Source organism: Pseudomonas anguilliseptica (assembly GCF_900105355.1).
GTDB classification, from domain to species: Bacteria; Pseudomonadota; Gammaproteobacteria; order Pseudomonadales; family Pseudomonadaceae; genus Aquipseudomonas; species Aquipseudomonas anguilliseptica.
On the sequence record NZ_FNSC01000001.1, the window covers coordinates 2,985,969 to 3,000,712 of the forward strand.

15 protein-coding genes and 4 pseudogenes are annotated in these 14,744 nt (G+C 60.0%); 8 read left to right on the plus strand and 11 right to left on the minus strand.

The window, feature by feature from the left end; translation table 11 throughout:
* Positions 1-11: 11 nt before the first annotated feature.
* From BLW24_RS14480 to bfr, 5 genes and pseudogenes are all read left to right on the plus strand, one after another.
* Positions 12-227, plus strand: coding sequence for an MbtH family protein (locus tag BLW24_RS14480; RefSeq protein WP_090382760.1), 216 nt, complete (start codon positions 12-14; stop codon positions 225-227).
* Positions 227-1,006, plus strand: coding sequence for a thioesterase II family protein (locus BLW24_RS14485; RefSeq protein WP_090382763.1), 780 nt, complete (start codon positions 227-229; stop codon positions 1,004-1,006). Before BLW24_RS14480 ends, BLW24_RS14485 begins: the two co-directional genes overlap by 1 nt.
* 247 nt (positions 1,007-1,253) lie before the next feature.
* Positions 1,254-1,520, plus strand: a pseudogene (locus BLW24_RS26565) (4'-phosphopantetheinyl transferase family protein); the annotation flags it as partial.
* 231 nt (positions 1,521-1,751) lie between these two features.
* On the plus strand, positions 1,752-3,179 hold the full coding sequence (locus BLW24_RS14490; protein WP_244161281.1) for a diaminobutyrate--2-oxoglutarate transaminase: 1,428 nt from the start codon (positions 1,752-1,754) through the stop codon (positions 3,177-3,179).
* 159 nt (positions 3,180-3,338) lie between these two features.
* Positions 3,339-3,808 (plus strand): annotated as a pseudogene (bfr, locus tag BLW24_RS14495) (bacterioferritin).
* A gap of 231 nt (positions 3,809-4,039) precedes the next feature.
* Here bfr and BLW24_RS14500 read toward each other — a convergent pair.
* The 6 genes and pseudogenes from BLW24_RS14500 to BLW24_RS14525 form a co-directional block, all read right to left on the minus strand.
* Positions 4,040-4,377, minus strand: a pseudogene (locus tag BLW24_RS14500) (transposase); the annotation flags it as partial.
* Between the two features lie 4 nt (positions 4,378-4,381).
* Positions 4,382-4,984 carry a DUF6088 family protein gene (locus tag BLW24_RS14505; protein WP_090387751.1) on the minus strand — a complete coding sequence of 201 codons (603 nt, stop codon included), beginning with the start codon at positions 4,982-4,984 and terminating at the stop codon, positions 4,382-4,384.
* A gap of 14 nt (positions 4,985-4,998) precedes the next feature.
* Positions 4,999-5,262 (minus strand): BPSL0761 family protein, encoded by a 264-nt coding sequence (locus BLW24_RS27000; protein WP_090382775.1) that lies wholly within the window; start codon positions 5,260-5,262, stop codon positions 4,999-5,001.
* A 120-nt stretch (positions 5,263-5,382) separates the two neighbouring features.
* On the minus strand, positions 5,383-5,685 hold the full coding sequence (locus BLW24_RS14515) for a hypothetical protein (RefSeq protein WP_090382780.1): 303 nt from the start codon (positions 5,683-5,685) through the stop codon (positions 5,383-5,385).
* A 90-nt stretch (positions 5,686-5,775) separates the two neighbouring features.
* Positions 5,776-7,176: a DEAD/DEAH box helicase gene (locus tag BLW24_RS14520; RefSeq protein ID WP_090382785.1), complete on the minus strand. Its 1,401-nt coding sequence runs from the start codon at positions 7,174-7,176 to the stop codon at positions 5,776-5,778.
* Positions 7,173-7,763: a hypothetical protein gene (locus BLW24_RS14525; protein ID WP_090382788.1), complete on the minus strand. Its 591-nt coding sequence runs from the start codon at positions 7,761-7,763 to the stop codon at positions 7,173-7,175. The genes BLW24_RS14520 and BLW24_RS14525 overlap by 4 nt, the downstream gene beginning before the upstream one ends.
* 101 nt (positions 7,764-7,864) lie before the next feature.
* On the opposite strand from BLW24_RS14525, the gene BLW24_RS14530 reads away from it, so the two are divergent.
* A complete protein-coding gene (locus BLW24_RS14530; protein WP_057386994.1) occupies positions 7,865-8,086 on the plus strand; it encodes a helix-turn-helix domain-containing protein in 222 nt (73 codons plus the stop codon).
* A 17-nt stretch (positions 8,087-8,103) separates the two neighbouring features.
* On the opposite strand, the gene BLW24_RS26570 is transcribed toward BLW24_RS14530, so the two are convergent.
* From BLW24_RS26570 to BLW24_RS27195, 3 genes and pseudogenes are all read right to left on the minus strand, one after another.
* A complete protein-coding gene (locus BLW24_RS26570) occupies positions 8,104-8,244 on the minus strand; it encodes a hypothetical protein (RefSeq protein WP_228757739.1) in 141 nt (46 codons plus the stop codon).
* A gap of 12 nt (positions 8,245-8,256) precedes the next feature.
* Positions 8,257-8,601 (minus strand): hypothetical protein, encoded by a 345-nt coding sequence (locus tag BLW24_RS26575; protein ID WP_244161165.1) that lies wholly within the window; start codon positions 8,599-8,601, stop codon positions 8,257-8,259.
* A 4-nt stretch (positions 8,602-8,605) separates the two neighbouring features.
* Positions 8,606-9,125 (minus strand): annotated as a pseudogene (locus BLW24_RS27195) (type I restriction endonuclease); the annotation flags it as partial.
* A 257-nt stretch (positions 9,126-9,382) separates the two neighbouring features.
* On the opposite strand from BLW24_RS27195, the gene BLW24_RS14540 reads away from it, so the two are divergent.
* The gene (locus BLW24_RS14540; protein WP_090375425.1) at positions 9,383-10,363 is read left to right on the plus strand and encodes an IS5 family transposase; all 981 of its coding nucleotides are present in this window, start codon (positions 9,383-9,385) and stop codon (positions 10,361-10,363) included.
* A gap of 292 nt (positions 10,364-10,655) precedes the next feature.
* Positions 10,656-11,507: a CAP domain-containing protein gene (locus BLW24_RS14545; RefSeq protein ID WP_090382790.1), complete on the plus strand. Its 852-nt coding sequence runs from the start codon at positions 10,656-10,658 to the stop codon at positions 11,505-11,507.
* 7 nt (positions 11,508-11,514) lie between these two features.
* Here BLW24_RS14545 and BLW24_RS14550 read toward each other — a convergent pair whose 3' ends face one another.
* Positions 11,515-14,304 carry a hypothetical protein gene (locus BLW24_RS14550; protein ID WP_139272675.1) on the minus strand — a complete coding sequence of 930 codons (2,790 nt, stop codon included), beginning with the start codon at positions 14,302-14,304 and terminating at the stop codon, positions 11,515-11,517.
* 66 nt (positions 14,305-14,370) lie between these two features.
* Positions 14,371-14,670, minus strand: coding sequence for a hypothetical protein (locus BLW24_RS14555; protein ID WP_090382794.1), 300 nt, complete (start codon positions 14,668-14,670; stop codon positions 14,371-14,373).
* Between the last annotated feature and the right edge of the window lie 74 nt (positions 14,671-14,744).

Genomic DNA, 14,744 nt, shown 5'->3' on the forward strand with positions numbered 1-14,744 from the left:
GAGGAAGAGAAATGAGCTGGGACAGCCCCGAGACGCGTTTTCTGGTGGTGGTCAATCACGAGGAGCAGTACTCCATCTGGCCGGACTACAAGCCGCTGCCCGAAGGCTGGCGAGCCGTCGACAAGCAGGGCAGCAAGGAGGAGTGCCTGGCCTATATCGAATCGGTGTGGACCGACATGCGCCCGCTGAGTCTGCGTCAGGCCCTGCAGGCACAAGGGCAGGGCTGATGACAGTGACTGCCAGCCCCTGGTTCTCGGTAGTGGCGCAAGGCAAGACGCCAGCCGCATTGCGTCTTTACTGCTTCCCCTATGCCGGGGCCGGGCACACGGTGTTTCAGCATTGGCGGGCGCGGCTGACCGATGATATCGAACTGGCTTTGATCAAGCTGCCGGGCCGCGGCGCGCGCTTCTCCGAGCCCCATGCCGACTCGCTCGACGAATTGGCCGAGGCCTTGGCGCAAGCGATTGCCGAAACCAGCGAGGGGCCTGAGCACTTCGCCTTTTTCGGTCATAGCATGGGCGCCTTGCTGGCTTTCGAGACTGCACGCGCCTTGCAGAAACGCGGACTATCGCCCCGTGCGCTGCTGGTGTCGGCGCGCACCGCGCCGGTCGCCCACGGCTGGCGCAAGCGTTTGTCCGATCTGCCGGACGAAGCCTTCCTCGAAGTCATTCGCAGCATGAATGGCCTGCCCCAGGAAGTGCTCGACAATTCGGACTGGCTGGCGTTATTCCTGCCAATCATCCGCGCCGATTTCGCCCTCTGCGAAAACTACCGCTATTGCCCAGGGCTGCCGCTGGCTTGCCCGATCCAGGTAGTGGCAGGGCGTGACGATGCCAGCGTACCCCTGGCCCTGCTCGATGGCTGGGCCGGCGAGACCCTGGCTGGCTGTCAAAGCACATTGTTTGCGGGCGGACACTTCTATCTGTTCGAGCATGAGACTGAGCTGCTCGAGCTGATTCAACGCCAACTCTGTTCACCGCGAAAGAACCGCCATGCAGCTGTCTGAAGGGGAGGTGCACCTCTGGGCGCTCCCTCTTGATGAGGCGCCGCTGCAGCAGGCCGAGCCCCCTACGCTGGACTTGGCTGTGGACGAGCGAGCGCGAGCCGCGCGCATGCGCTGTCCCCAGGCACGCAGTGTATTCGTGCAAACCCGCATGGCTTTGCGCGCACTGCTCGGGCACTACCTCGATTTACCTGCAGGTGCCGTCGCGCTAAGCAGCGGAGCTTGGGGCAAGCCCCAGCTCGGTGCCGGGATGGGCGATCTGCAATTCAATGTCAGCCATAGCGGCCAGCTGGCCTTGATTGCCTTATCCCTCAGCGCAGTCGGCGTGGATCTGGAATGGCAGCAGGCCGATCTCGACTGGCGCGAGCTGCTGCCGCTCTGTTGCCATCCTGCCGAGCAGGCCGATTTTCAGGATGCCGCAGACGCGCAAGGTCGTGCTCGACTACTGCGTTTGTGGACTGCCAAGGAGGCTTATCTGAAAGGCCGCGGCGAGGGGCTGAGCCTGCCACTCACGGCCATTCGCTTGAGCGCAGGCGGCGGCTGGCAAGCGCGTATCGAAGCGCCTTGGGACGCTGGTCAGGGCTGGTGGCTGCATGCACTGGCGCTGCCCGCGGGTTACCTCGGCTGCGTCGCTACGCCGTTTCCTTCCCCCCTGATCCGTTTCCAGTCCTTGGCCGAGCTGACGAGCAGTGCTCGGGTCGAGAGCCCCCATTACCCAGAAGTATTGTCACCCCTAAGGGAATCCACCATGGAATGCATTCAAAGTCTGCCCTCGTCCAGCGCTGCCTTTACTCTTGAGCATTTTCGCCAGCAAGGCCCGCGCGAGCTGAACGCCAACCCCTATTTGCAGCGCCAGGCTGCCCGCGAATCCAACGCGCGCTCCTACCCGCGGCGCATCCCCTTGGCGTTGCAAGAGGCCCACGGGATGTACGTGCGCGACACCCAAGGGCAGCTATTTATGGACTGCCTGGCCGGTGCCGGCACCCTGGCGCTGGGTCACAACCACCCGGTGGCCATAGCCGCCATGCGCCAGACCCTGGATGCTGGCTTGCCCCTGCATACCCTGGACTTGACCACGCCAGTCAAGGATCGCTTCGTCGAAGAACTGTTCGCCGCGCTGCCCGAAGCCTTCGCCCGCCAGGCACGCATCCAATTCTGCGGGCCGACCGGCGCCGATGGCATCGAAGCGGCACTGAAGCTGGCGCGAATCGCCACTGGACGTAAGCCGATCCTGTCCTTCTCCGGCGGCTATCACGGCATGACCCACGGCGCACTCAGCCTGATGGGCAATCTGGGACCGAAGTTGGCGCTAGGCGCGGCGATGGCCGAGGTGCAGTTCCTGCCGTATCCCTACGACTATCGCTGCCCGTTCGGCATTGGTGGCGAAGCCGGCATAGACGCTGGGCTGCACTATATCGAGCAACTGCTCAGCGACCCCGAATCCGGTGTGTTGCCACCGGCCGCCGTGGTGGTGGAGGTGGTGCAGGGGGAGGGTGGGGTGATTCCGGCCCCGGCACGCTGGCTGCAGGGCTTGCGCCAACTGACCCGCAAGCACGGCATAGTGCTGATCATCGACGAAGTGCAGACCGGCCTGGGCCGCACCGGTCGCTTGTTCGCCTTCGAGCATGCCGATATCGAGCCCGATATCCTGGTGCTATCCAAGGCCCTCGGCGGCGGCCTGCCGTTATCCGTGCTGGTCTACCGCGACGAACTGGACACCTGGAAACCCGGCGCCCATGCTGGCACCTTCCGTGGCAACCAGATGGCCATGGCGGCCGGCGCGGCAACCCTGCGCCATATCCTCAGCGAAAACCTGCCGGCGCACGCCGCCACCATGGGCGAACGCCTGATGGGCCGGCTCCGTCAGCTGCAACACGATTACCCATGCCTGGGCGATGTACGTGGCCGCGGCTTGATGGTCGGCGTGGAAATAGTCGGCGCCGCCGACGGCAGCCGTGTACCGCCGGCCGACTCGGCGCTGGCCAAAGCCATTCAGCACCAGTGCCTGTGCTTGGGCATCATCCTTGAACTGGGTGGGCGCCATGGTGCAGTGGTGCGTTTCCTGCCGCCGCTGTTGATTCAGCCCGAGGAAATCGACTTGCTGGTCGAGCGTTTCCAGCAAGCCTTGGATCAAGCTCTGGCAAAAGTGACAAGCCGGGCGCTGCATATCGCCTAGCGCTCCTGCAGTTGGCAGCTTGCATGGGCTGCCAACTGCGGCAATAAGCCAGCTTGACCACCGATGGACTGCCTGAAAATACCGCCTGTAGTGGTTTGACAGCCACAGGTTACACGACCACTCTTTCTAGTTACCTACCAGCGAGAGGCAGGATTTGTCATGAAAGGCGATAAGAAGGTCATCCAGCATCTCAACAAGATTCTCGGCAACGAACTGATTGCCATTAACCAGTACTTTCTGCATGCGCGCATGTACCAAGACTGGGGTTAGCGAAACTTGGCGAGCACGAGTATCACGAGTCCATTGACGAGATGAAACACGCTGACAAGTTGATCAAGCGCATTCTCTTTCTCGAGGGCCTGCCTAACCTACAGGATCTGGGCAAATTGATGATTGGCGAAAGCACCAAGGAAATGCTCGAGTGCGACCTCAAGCTTGAGCAACAAGCCTTGCCAGATCTGAAAGCTGCTATCGCCTATTGCGAAACTCATGCCGACTACGGCACTCGAGATCTACTCGAAGAAATCCTCGATTCGGAAGAAGAGCATATCGATTGGCTGGAAACTCAGCTGGATCTGATCGAGAAGGTTGGTCTGGAGAACTACCTACAGTCCAGCATGGGGGAATAGTCTTCCAGTCGCGGATGAGTTGTCATTGTGCAAGGGGGCAAGAGTTAGCGCTGTCTACATACAGCGTTCGTACGATTCTGTTGGAAAGTAGTTTCAGCGGCAGACAGCCCGTGAGGGTGTTCCTGCTATCGAAGTGGTCGCAAGCCACTTCAAGTTGCCTTTCCGCATTTCACTGAGCTTCCTTGCTAGTCTGAGGGTTAATTCCAGGGTTTCTGCTTTCCGCAGGCGCACCTATCCCGTGATCGGTGGCCCTTGAGGTAGGTGCTTGGCCATACACCTCAGGTTTTGCACTGTCGCGGCCAAGGTGAATTTGTCAGTCGCACCCGTCAGGTCACGCAGTCGTAAACGGTTGAGTTTCATGATCCGTTTGAGGTGGGCGAAAAGCATCTCCACATTCTTTCGTTCGCAGCGAGAGACGAGGTGCTTTGGTGTCTGGCGATACGTCGGGCCACGTCGCGGGCAGCATCATGGATGCTGCGAACGACCTTCCGATTCGGTGTGTTGGGGCCACACTTCGCTTTCAGCGGGCAGGTGGCGCAGTTGGTTTGGCTGGAGCGGTAGATCATGGTTCAATCATCTCGTTTCCAATGCCATGCGCATCCATTTCGGCATTGTGCAGGCCATCAAAGTAACTAGGTCTTCAGGCCTGAGTGCTTTCTTGATCGCAGCAATACATTCTGGAGTAGCTCCGTCTTTACCAAGATAAAACAGGGCGCTGATCGCCATCCCCACCTCATTCCCTGCATGCTGCATAACTATCGGTGCCGCATGTACCAGCCGGACTTCAGATTTCCCTATGAATACTGAACGGCTGGTTCCGTTGGTGTAATAGATTGGAATGAGTGGCATCTGTGTACTGAGTCCAAACCTCCTTACAGCATTGGCACCATGGATCTGCAGAGACAAGCGCTTCTGCCTAGTAATCAGGCTAAGCAATGTCCACGGATTGGGGCGAGCCCTGGCAACGTAACGTCCGGGTTTCGGGCGCATATAAATCCCGCGATACACCCGTTCGAGTTCGCCTCGTTTGACCAGTCGAGCTATTGCCTTGGATACGGCGTTGTTCGTTCCAAACCCTGTGAAACGGCTGATGCTGAAAGGCTGTCCTTTAGGTAGGCGCTTGACCCGTTGCGCAACCTGGACGGATACCGACTGGGCTTGATCAGTGCTGAGCATCGTGGCGTTCACACCTATAGCGTGAAGTCTAGCGACGAACTGAAAAGCGGCTGATGGAACGCAATTACCCTTCGCCGATATTCATCATCTTGAGGGGCGCTTACCAGGCATTCTTCGAGGCGCCCCAGCGAGAAAATCTGATCGGCGGACGGGTAGTGCCTGAGTAAGCTTTTGGCATAGCTACGAATGTCATCAGGTAGCCCGGTGTTACGAGAGAGCTCGCGAAGAAAGGCTTCGGTCTTGATGACACTCCGGGTTCTTTCATGTGGCAGGGTCAATGTGGCTACCTCCTCCTGACTCAGTTATTCCAGTCTACGAGACCAGTCGGGCAAACCATGCCCATACTCCTAGTCGGTCCGCGATTCGACGTGGTGGCTGATGGATTTTCAACCCAACAATCAGTTCTTTCCCCAGTAGTTGTCTTTGCTGACCAGACCAAAATCTTCAGAAGCAAATGGCTGATCATCATCGAACATACCATTGACCATGCGCTCCCGACGCAACCCACTCAGCACCCTGAAAAAGCAGGGTTCACAGAGATGCACCCGGTAGTGCTCCCCATCATGCTGGGAGCCATATCCCCATTGGGCTTCAAGCTTGCCGTATTGGGGGCCATAGCCGGGAATACGCGTGCCAGAGCGGCACACGTCGCAGATCACATCCTCAACGACATCGACCAATGCCTGCGACTTAATATCCATGCACACCTCACGATTACGTTCCACACGACGCCGGCCGGTTATGGATTCATGAACACCAACATCATTGGGTCAGCCTCGCCTGGCTGAGCATCAAAAACAAGCCAGTAGCTGCTGCCGATAATGCTGGGAAAAGTTGACCTGGTAAGCGGGCTCAATTGCAAAGCCACCAAGCGAAATGATGTTCGTAGCCTGGGCCCCAATACTAGGCTCTGCACCACCAAATTCTACATCGCCGATACCTTCGGCATGCCCCAATGCCCCCACCGGCTCTGGCAAGGAGCCTGGAGTTAAACCAGGCATATGGGCATCGCTCAAAACAGCCAGATCATCCGGTAAATCATCCGCAATTCGCTCCGCAAAGCTCTGAAGCGTCGGTTCAGCCAACATGAATAGCCATGCCTGGTCGTCGGACTCACCTGTGCGCCGCAGCACTCGCCCCAGCACTTGCCGGTAATGCAGTTCGGTGCGGATACGGCTGAGATAGCAGCACACTTGCAGGCGGGGAATGTCGGTGCCTTCGCTGATCATTCCGACGGCCACAATCCAGCGGCAGGCGCTGCACCGGAATGCATTGATCACCTGCTGCGCATCCGGGGTTTTGTTGGTCACGATGCGGCACTCTTCACCCATTGCTTCTAGAGCCAGTGCCACTTGCTGGGCGTGTTCGATGTCTGTGGCCACCACCAAACCAGCGGCATCAGGTTTGATCTGGCGTAGCTCGTTCAGCTTGCTGCAGCCAAGATCGAGGATTGGATTGATCACCTCGTCATGACGCAGAAGTTCCTCATAGGTGACAGGTGACTCCCCTAAAAGCTTGGCGATGCTGGGAAATAGCCTCACGGAGCTATCCGCGTCAAGCTCTTCCGTAAGTTTCACCTTCTGATTGTCGAGCAACACAATGCGAGGTGATCGGCACACGTCGTCGGCAATGGCATCTTTTAAGCAATAACGGTAATCACAGATCAAATGCCCCTCGGGCGAAGAGTAGCGAGCCAATGCGATGGCCTTGTCGTCCGAACGCCAGGGCGTGCCAGACAGAGCCAACGTGAAGGCAGCCCGATCCTGTATCCGATGCAGTATCTGCTGCCCCCAGGCATTGCTGAGCAGCGGATCGTGGCCGGCGCAATGGTGGATCTCATCGAAGACCACGAACACCCGGTAGTCATCAAGAAGCTGCCAGAATCCCTCATCACGGTATTCCATAGCCTGATAGGTATAAGCCGCGCCCACGGCACCTATCTGGCCGTCGAGACGCCTGCCTAGCACAGCAGCAAAGGTCGAACGAAAACCCTCCACGACCTGGCAGGACGGCGCAAAGCACAGCACCAAATCGATTCTGTCCTGCTCAAGCAGTCGGCTGGCCAGCTCTGCAGCCATGCGCGTCTTTCCGGCTCCCGGCGTTGCCTGGCAGAAGAAGTGCGACGTGACGGTAAAGTGCTCCAACGCCCTGGTGATGCAGCTGTTCTGCCAGTTCCGTAGCGAGTTGCTCATCGTGGTGCAGCGAGTGTTTTGAGAGTTTTTTCGATGGCGCGCAAATGCCCCAAGAGGCGAGAGCTGCGATCCCTGGCCTCCAGGTAATCGCCTTCAACCTTGTCCCGCAAATGCGGCATCTCTTCCAGAAGCAGTTTGAATCGCTCTGCCTCGCCCATTGAAGTGAGAAAGTCCAAGCGGATTTCCTTGTGGAGCGCCTCCAACTGCAAATCCGTATTGGCTGACGACTTAAGCGGCAAAGCTTCCACGTCGCGTTCTGTCGTGTCTGGTTCGGGCACACCGGCAGCCATAAGGCTGTTCTCAAAACTGTTGTCGATCAGTTCCAGTTGCAGATGTACCGGAATCGGCTGCAGGTGGTAGACCTGCCCTCGAACACGACGATCCTCGTCCGGCAGAACCCAGCCCGCGCGCACTAGTCGACGAATCTGCTCATACACATAACGGCGCACATCGGCGATACGGAAATGTATGCCGCTCAAGCGAGCGGCATAAGCATCGCGCAGTTCACGGGTCGTAAACGTTGTACGCCCTGGCTCCTGAAGCAGCTCATACAGACGCCTGTCGAAGATAAACGAGGCCGATTTCATTGAGACACCAGAAGAGTTAGCGCGTAAATACGGATTATAATCCGTGGCCCGTGCGTCCGCAAACGCACGATAGTGCCGCCTCAAGTTGAATTGAGACGGTCATGGATAAGTTGGCGAAAGCGTTAGGGGAACGCATCCGAATGCAGAGGAAGACCTGCCGGATTTCCCAGGACGCATTGGCGCTGGCGTGCAGTCTCGACCGCAGTTATGTAGGTCGCATCGAGCGTGGCGAGGTCAACATCACCGTTGAGAAGCTCTACCGTATCGCAGGCGAACTCGCCTGTGACCCTTCAAGCCTTCTGCCACAGCCGTCTGAAATCTAACCCGAGCACGTATACGTTCAGACAGCCGCACCGCTATTACCTTGCCCCAGCCCGCCTGCTGCCGTCAGCATCTTCAGAATCACCAACGCAAACGCCCGGCTCTTGGTCTCGTTATCCAGCACGGTGTCGAGCACACGCTTGGGGAACAGGCCGTGCATCACTTGCTCGACCTAGTGGTTGCTGACCTGAGCCATGACATCTTCCTGGCGGCTGATGCGATTGGCGATGCCGGTGAAGAACTGCAGCTGATCCTCATCGCTCACTTCGGTACCGAAGATATCGTTCAGCGCCTCGATGATTTCCGATAGCCGCTTCTTCTCCGGGTCATGGGCCTTGCCGCTGGTCAGCGCGCTGGCCGGGTTGAGGCCATATTCGCCGTCCTCTTCGTGCATGCGCAGCTGATGTTCGGCGCGCTTGGTCAGGCGGTAGTGGGTTAGTTGCAGTTCGCCCACGTCCACGTCCTCCTGATCGAGGTGATCCACGCGCAGCAGGGGGTACAGGTGTTTTGCATACACGCACACCGCCGTCGAGGCTGCCGAGGTTGAACGGAAGGAAGAAGGTCTCCTTGCCGGCCAGCTTGATGGTCATTGCCACTTCATCCTGGCTCACGGCAAAGTGCACCAGCGCGCCACGTTTGAAGGTCAGCAGCGGCTCCGACTTGCGCGTCAGCGGGTCTTTAACCGGGCGGTCGTAGCGGTACTGGCGCTTGGCGTTTTCTACGCTTTGCTTGAACTAGCTTTTCAGCGCCAGTGTGGCGGCGGTGATGCCGTTGACGAACAGCACCAGATCGAGGCGCGGGTTGTAACTCCCCCTCACGGTAATACGGCGAGTAAGACACCTCCTGCACAACGCGCAGGCGGTTGCACTGGTAGCGCTTGAGGGGGCGAGTTCATACTGTGGTCGGGCCTGAAACTGCCGCCTCGATCTTCACTCTCGGCAGTTTGAAGCCATGGCGCAATACATCCAGGGTACCGTCCTGCTTCAGCTCGCGCACCAGTTTCTGCACCAGCATGGCGTCCGGGTTGTTGGGGTTGGCCTTGGTGCTACTGGAGCAGGTAAGACCTAGCTGGCCTGTGCTATTGAAAACAAGGCTTGTCGGCTGGGCTATACGACAACCTATCGAACAGCTACTCAAAACGCCACCGCTTCACAGGTGACCGAATAGCGCTGTGGCATGCAGTAGGCGGTCGAGCTGAGCCTTAACTTGCAAGAGTGTAACTAGGGTCGCTAGGGAAATCCTGAATAAGACTTCCTGATTTTGGCAAAATGCCCGGACGCCACCCGCCGAGTTTTCCGATGAAGCAAATGACCTTCGCCGATGCCGAGTACGCCGGCAAACGCAAGCAGACCCGCAAAGAGTTGTTCCTGATCGAGATGGATCGGGTGGTGCCGTGGAAGGGTTTGATCGCACTGATCGAACCGTATTACCCCAAGGGTGAAGGCGGTCGGCCGGCCTATCCGCTGATGGCGATGCTACGTGTGCACCTGATGCAGAACTGGTTCGGCTACAGCGACCCGGCGATGGAAGAAGCGCTGTACGAGACCACTATCCTGCGGCAGTTCGCCGGGCTGAGTCTGGAACGTATCCCCGACGAAACCACCATCCTCAACTTCCGTCGTCTGCTGGAGAAACATGAGTTGGCTGCCGGCATCCTGGCCGTCATCAATGGCTATCTTGGCGACCGTGGCCTGTCGTTGCGCCAAGGCACCATCGTCGATGCCACGCTGATCAATGCGCCGAGTTCGACCAAGAACAAGGACGGCAAACGCGACCCAGAGATGCACCAGGCCAAGAAGGGCAACCAATACTACTTCGGCATGAAGGCGCACATTGGCGTGGATGACGAGTCGGGGCTGGTACACAGCGTGGTAGGCACGGCGGCCAACGTGGCGGATGTCACTCAGGTCGACAAGTTGCTGCACGGCGAGGAAAACGTGGTGTGCGCCGATGCGGGTTATACCGGTGTCGAAAAGCGCCCCGAACATGATGGGCGCGAGGTGATCTGGCAGGTTGCTGCCCGCCGCAGCACCTATAAGAAGCTGGGTAAGAGCAGCCCGCTGTACAAAGCCAAACGCAAGATCGAGAAGGCCAAGGCCCAGGTGCGCGCCAAGGTTGAGCACCCGTTCCGGGTGATCAAGCGTCAGTTCAGTTATGTAAAGACACGCTTCCGTGGCTTGGCCAAGAACACGGCGCAACTGGTGACGCTGTTCGCGCTGTCGAACCTGTGGATGGCACGCCGACATTTACTGACCAATGCAGGAGAGGTGCGCCTGTAATGCGGGAAATGGCTGCCGCGAGCTACTCGCGGCGGCTAAAAACACAGAAATGAATGGGCAATCTGATCGTTTTTGATCGATTTGCCGCTTTCAAAATCGGCGGGGGCTGAAGTCAGCCAGAAATACATGGCTACTTCAGACGGCTTCCCTAAGAAGCCGTCTCGGATCTGCTGCGCGTCGGCCCTGCTGCGCTGCCTGCGCATTGGGCTGGTTTCAGCGCGCGAGGTACGCCAAGATCACCCGAACACAGTTGTGGGCACACTGCATTGGCATGCTCAGGTCGAGGGGGTTTATGGCTAGCAAGGAATTTGTTCGGGCGTTCGCCATTCTGGGGTTGGGGCTTTTGTGCACTGCGGGTGCGCAGGCCGCCGAGGATGCGCAACTGGTTGGTTTGATCAACAGCTACCGCAGCGAAGTGCAGCGCTGTGGCGATCAGGCTTCCGCCGAGCTGCCGCCGCTGACGGCCGATCCGCGTCTGGTGCAGCCGGTGGGGCGCTCGGGGGACTTGCAGCAGGCGATGAGTGCGGCGGGCTATCCGATGGTCAACGTGCAGGCTATCAGCCTGTCTGGCCCTCGTGATGCGGCGGCGGCGCTGAAAGTGCTGCAGGAGAGCTTCTGCAAGATCGTGCTCGATCCGCAGTTTGTCGATATCGGCGTTAATCAGCAGGGGCGTGAGTGGCGCATTCTGCTGGCCCGGCCGCTGTTGGCGGCACGCCTGGGCGACTGGCAGGCGGAAGGGCAGAAGCTACTCGAACAACTCAACAGTGCGCGCAGTACTGCACGTCAGTGCGGCAGCCAGGCCTTTGCCGCCGCCGCGCCACTGGTGTGGAATGCCACCCTGGGCAGCACCGCTGAAGCCCACAGCCGGGCCATGGCCAACGGCAACTTCTTCGATCACCAGGACCCTGACGGCCGCACCCCCGGCGACCGTGCGGAGCTGGCCGGCTACAGCGGCCAGCGCGTCGGTGAAAACATCGCCGCCGGTCTGGACACCGCGAGCAAAGTACTCGCCGGCTGGCTGGCCAGCCCCGGCCACTGCGCCAACCTGATGAACCCGCAATTCAGCGAACTGGGCGCCGCCTACGCCAACGATCCGAAGAGCGACGCGGGGATCTACTGGACGGCGCTGTTTGGCGCGCCGTAACCCGGGCTCAGCGCACATTGATGCGCAGCGCCACGCCGCCGACTATCTTGCCGTTCTCCCGCTGCACCAAGTCGAGGGTAAAGCTGCTGCCGCGCCTGGCGTCTGCCGGCACCGTGACGCGAAGCCCCAGTCGTTGCGACTCCAGCGGGCGTAGAACGATTGGCAGCTGCGCCTGTTTACCCTTGGCAAATTTCAGCTCCAGTGCGTTAGGAAACGTCTCGGCGAGTCGCTCCGGGGTCTTGCTGGTCAATAGTTGATCGGTGCTTGGCATTGCCGCACAGGCGTGGCTGGCGCAATCCAGTGCGTCATCAGCCGTAGGTTTTGCTTTGGCAATTGATGTGTCTGCCAGTTCTGGCAAACGCAGGGCACTGGTCTTGAGCGTGGGCGCCAGCGCGCGTTTATCCAGCAGCAGGCTGGCTTGTAGCGTTTCCAGCCCCTTGGGGCGCAGCAGTTCGAATAGCACACTGCGTGTCTGCCGGGCGCGCAGGCTGGTGGCCATAAAGGGCAACACAATCCACAGGTTGGGGGCCAGATCGATCACGCTGAGGTTCTTCTGCGCCAGGTTGTTCTGCTGCCACACATGGCGCCCGGCTTGTGGATGATCGAAACGGCTGAACAACGCGGCCAGCAGGCAAGGGTGGCTGCCCACCGGCGGTATTGCATTGCGTGGCAGGCGCGCCTTGACGATGCGCGTCTCGCCGGGGCCCAGATCGAAATCCGCGGCTGCCGTGACTGCCGGGAGGAAATCGGCTGGATAGACGAACTGGCTACCGGCGTACTGCTTGATATTGAAACTCACCAGCAGATGCCGTGCGCTGCCCGTGGCGCTGCTGTTGCGCACGCGGGCGTGAATCCAGTTGTCCTGACCGAACTCGAGGTTCTGATGCTCCAGGCCATCGTCATCGCGGTTGCGAATCCACAGATCCGGTGAATCCCAAAAGCGTCCGCTCCAGTTGTTGGCGCCGGGATCGGCGGCATCGTCGCGCAGCCAGACATCCGGCAGTGGCGTCGGATCGGGCAGGCCGTAGACGAAGCGGTGGAAGGCATCCACGCAGGTTGGACTGCCGCCCCGGGCCAGTAGAAAGCACTCCAGCTCTTCGGTTTTGACCGGCTGCGGGTAACGCGCCAGGTAGAAGCTGCGCATCAGGTCACCCAGCGGGGCGGCACCGAGCAAGCCAGCCATGCCTTTCCAGAAACGTTCGCCAGCCCCGTAGGAGGAACCGTGGGTAACCCGTACCCACGGGTTGCGCGGGCACAACGCCAGTGCCGCTTCGGCGAAGTTGAACGTTTGCACGCCCGCCGCGCCGTTGTCGTGGTAGGTGGTCCAGGCTTCGTCGAACCAGGCGTCGGCCTGGCTGGCCGGCTTCAGCCCGCGCGCCCACCAGCTGTGAAAGGTTTCGTGGCGTAGTGGGCCGGTGCCGGTGGTAGTACCGCCGTCGTATTCCATGCCGCCCTGATGGATAAAGGCGGTAAAGCGGTTGCCGTGGATATAGCGCCCGGAGCTGTTTTCGTTGTCAGCGAGAAAGCCGGCGATGGCATTGGCCTGGTTAAGCAGATTGGCGGGGTTGCTGGTGAGCTTCCAGGTGGTGATCGCGACATTGCTGCCGGATACCGGTAGCACGGTATTCACCGTGGTGCTCTGCAGGCTGTCGCTGGCACGCAGCTCCAGCAGTGGCGACAGGGCGCTGGAACGCGCGGGAAAGTCGATGCGCCAGTGATTGGTGCCCAGCAGGTTGAGGGTGCCATTGCTGATCGGTGTATGCGCCACGGCGGTACCTGTCAGGCGCAGTTGCAGGCTTAGTTCGAACTGATCATGAGTCAGGTTGGCCGGCACAAAGGCTTCCAGATAACGCCCCGCGCCCAGGTCGGTAAAACCGAAGTTGAATGCCAGTCGCGGCCCCGCGCTCCAGACGATCTGCGGCAGATAGGAACCGGTCATCGAGGCCTGTGGCACACCGACCGCATAGGTCAGGCGCAGGCTGTGGCTGCTACCTGCATCCAGCACCCGGTTGAGCACGCGCAGATTGGCATTGGCGCCACCGCCGAAGTCATGGCTGGCAACATCGGCTGGCGCAACCACCACGCCATCCAGCCACACGCCGGTGACGCTCTGGCGCAGGTCGAAGATCGGGCAGCCAGCGTGTTTGCCAAGGTGAAACGCCAGGGTGGCGTCGCCGCTGATCTGCTGGGTGGCGGCATCGAACAGCAGGCTGGCGTCGATCCGCACGATATCCATAGGCACTGCCCACAGACCGTCGACCAATTTGGGCGGCGGTGCCAGGGCCAGGCTGCTGTTTGGCGCAGCCAGTGGCGGTAGTTTGCTTAGCAAAGCGGCCAGACCGCTGACGCATTCGCCTTCGCTGGCCACGCAGCTGCCGCTGTTGCGCTTGAGAATGGCGCGCCAGCCATAGCTGCGGGCTGCCTGCACATGGGCCAGGTTCTCGGTAATAAAGATCGCCCGTTCACTGGCCGCGCTGTGCTGCGCCTTGCTCAGCGCCAGGTCGAAGATCGCCTGTGCCGGCTTGCCGAGGTTGCCCGGCAGTTCGCTGGACAGGGTGATCAGCGCCGGCTCGATATAGCGGGCCAGATGCAGCGAGGTGAGCGTTGCCAGCACAGTGGCCACGCTGGTGCCGGCGGCCTGATTGGATAGCAGACCGAGGCGATAGCCACGTGCCTTGAGCACTTGCAGACAATCCAGGCAGTCGGCATAACGCATCCGTACGCCGCCGGGGCCGGTAAACGTCAGGGTGTCGCCCAGGTCGAAAAACACTGTGGGAGGAACAATTGAGGCAGACATGGTGCCTCCTTGGCGATGCGTAAAAGGCTCTTGCCAGGGGCCGTGCCTCTGCACGGCATGCTCCGTTCAGGGCGCCCGGCGATAGCTGAAGCGGCAGCCCGCAGGGTCGGTAAAGGTCAGGGTGCCGTCACTGAGGCTGTAGGTGTAGGTGACGACTTCGTCATTGGCGGTAGAAATGGCCAGCTTGCCGGGGCCCTGCAGCGCCCAGGTGCCCTGGTCCCACCAGGTGAAGCTGCCGGCGGGCTCGCTGCTGCCGACATACAGTCCATTGCTCTGCAGATGCAGGTGCGCGGCATACCCGGCGGCGCATTGTTCCTGACTGTTCTTGTGCCAGTTGCCTGGCAGTTGTGCCTCATGCAAGTCCATTCTGATTCTCCTGCTTGTGCTGTCTAGGAGTGCGCAGGGCAGGGGCCCCGCGCATTCCGGTTTACTGCGTGTGC

What these genes read in the sequence shown, in the direction of transcription:
- BLW24_RS14550 (WP_139272675.1), bottom strand. Translation starts at nt 14,304, where the DNA reads ATGTCTGCCTCAATTGTTCCTCCCACAGTGTTTTTCGACCTGGGCGAC.
- BLW24_RS14520 (WP_090382785.1), bottom strand. Translation starts at nt 7,176, where the DNA reads ATGAGCAACTCGCTACGGAACTGGCAGAACAGCTGCATCACCAGGGCG.
- BLW24_RS14480 (WP_090382760.1), top strand. Translation starts at nt 12, where the DNA reads ATGAGCTGGGACAGCCCCGAGACGCGTTTTCTGGTGGTGGTCAATCAC.
- BLW24_RS14540 (WP_090375425.1), top strand. Translation starts at nt 9,383, where the DNA reads ATGAAGCAAATGACCTTCGCCGATGCCGAGTACGCCGGCAAACGCAAG.
- BLW24_RS14515 (WP_090382780.1), bottom strand. Translation starts at nt 5,685, where the DNA reads ATGGATATTAAGTCGCAGGCATTGGTCGATGTCGTTGAGGATGTGATC.
- BLW24_RS14505 (WP_090387751.1), bottom strand. Translation starts at nt 4,984, where the DNA reads ATGCTCAGCACTGATCAAGCCCAGTCGGTATCCGTCCAGGTTGCGCAA.
- BLW24_RS14545 (WP_090382790.1), top strand. Translation starts at nt 10,656, where the DNA reads ATGGCTAGCAAGGAATTTGTTCGGGCGTTCGCCATTCTGGGGTTGGGG.
- BLW24_RS14555 (WP_090382794.1), bottom strand. Translation starts at nt 14,670, where the DNA reads ATGGACTTGCATGAGGCACAACTGCCAGGCAACTGGCACAAGAACAGT.
- BLW24_RS14525 (WP_090382788.1), bottom strand. Translation starts at nt 7,763, where the DNA reads ATGAAATCGGCCTCGTTTATCTTCGACAGGCGTCTGTATGAGCTGCTT.
- BLW24_RS14485 (WP_090382763.1), top strand. Translation starts at nt 227, where the DNA reads ATGACAGTGACTGCCAGCCCCTGGTTCTCGGTAGTGGCGCAAGGCAAG.
- BLW24_RS14530 (WP_057386994.1), top strand. Translation starts at nt 7,865, where the DNA reads ATGGATAAGTTGGCGAAAGCGTTAGGGGAACGCATCCGAATGCAGAGG.
- BLW24_RS14490 (WP_244161281.1), top strand. Translation starts at nt 1,752, where the DNA reads ATGGAATGCATTCAAAGTCTGCCCTCGTCCAGCGCTGCCTTTACTCTT.
- BLW24_RS26570 (WP_228757739.1), bottom strand. Translation starts at nt 8,244, where the DNA reads ATGCACGGCCTGTTCCCCAAGCGTGTGCTCGACACCGTGCTGGATAAC.